This is a genomic window from Pseudomonas sp. IT-196MI5 (assembly GCF_949767415.1).
Taxonomy (GTDB): domain Bacteria; phylum Pseudomonadota; class Gammaproteobacteria; order Pseudomonadales; family Pseudomonadaceae; genus Aquipseudomonas.
In genome coordinates this window covers 1-465 of sequence record NZ_CATKPZ010000064.1, presented here as the reverse complement: position 1 = coordinate 465, position 465 = coordinate 1, and the positions used below count along the sequence as shown (strand labels likewise).

Genomic DNA, 465 nt, shown 5'->3' with positions numbered 1-465 from the left:
GGTGGGCACTCTAAGGAGACTGCCGGTGACAAACCGGAGGAAGGTGGGGATGACGTCAAGTCATCATGGCCCTTACGGCCTGGGCTACACACGTGCTACAATGGTCGGTACAGAGGGTTGCCAAGCCGCGAGGTGGAGCTAATCCCACAAAACCGATCGTAGTCCGGATCGCAGTCTGCAACTCGACTGCGTGAAGTCGGAATCGCTAGTAATCGCGAATCAGAATGTCGCGGTGAATACGTTCCCGGGCCTTGTACACACCGCCCGTCACACCATGGGAGTGGGTTGCACCAGAAGTAGCTAGTCTAACCTTCGGGAGGACGGTTACCACGGTGTGATTCATGACTGGGGTGAAGTCGTAACAAGGTAGCCGTAGGGGAACCTGCGGCTGGATCACCTCCTTAATCGACGACTCAGCTGCTCCATGAGCTCCCACACGAATTGCTTGATTCATTGAAGAAGACG

Annotated in this window: 1 rRNA gene; it reads left to right on the top strand. The window is 55.7% G+C overall.

Features of this window, described 5'->3' with window-relative positions:
- A 16S ribosomal RNA gene (locus tag ACM6IK_RS24305) occupies window positions 1–404 on the top strand; the annotation flags it as partial.
- Window positions 405–465: the final 61 nt, after the last annotated feature.